The sequence below is a fragment of the Streptococcus sp. DD11 genome, assembly GCF_001578865.1.
Lineage (GTDB): Bacteria > Bacillota > Bacilli > Lactobacillales > Streptococcaceae > Streptococcus > Streptococcus panodentis.
This window is the reverse complement of sequence record NZ_KQ969396.1, coordinates 134,906-135,469: the sequence shown is the minus strand read 5'-3', so window position 1 is coordinate 135,469 and position 564 is coordinate 134,906. Positions and strand designations below refer to the sequence as shown.

Annotated in this window: 1 protein-coding gene; it reads left to right on the top strand. The window is 53.5% G+C overall.

Annotated features, from left to right (window positions below; translation table 11 throughout):
• On the top strand, positions 1 to 564 hold a 564-nt coding region (locus tag STRDD11_RS14625), incomplete at both ends, for a G5 domain-containing protein (RefSeq protein ID WP_241209431.1).

The following is a 564-nucleotide window of genomic DNA, read 5'->3' as shown; positions in this document are numbered from 1 at the left end:
CGATTACGACCCGCGTCTACAATTCCAACGGCCAGGAAATCGACCGTCAGGAACTGTCTAATGTCGAAACGCTGTCCCCTGTGACCCAGATTGTCAAGGTCGGCACGGCCAAGCCACACATGGTGCCCAATGAGGCACCAAAAGCGGACGCCCTGCCAGAGTACCCGCTGACCTCTACTGATGAAACGCGCGTAGAGAAAATCGCTTTCGATATTGAAGAACAGCTGACGGATGAACTGGTCGAAGGTGCCCACGAGATTGCCACTCCAGGCGTGGAGGGTGAGCGGACGATTACGACTCGCGTCTACAGTTCTAACGGCCAAGAAGTTGATCGTCAGGAACTGTCCAATGCAGAAACCTTGGCCCCAGTAACTCAGGTGGTCAAAGTCGGTACGGCCAAGCCAAACATGGTACCAAATGAGGCACCAAAAGCGGACGCTCTGCCAGAGTACCCGCTGACTTATACTGACGAAACGCGTGTAGAGAAAATCAACTTCAATATTGAAGAGCAATATACTGATGAATTAGCTGAGGGCACTCGCGAGACTGCGACTCCGGGCGTGG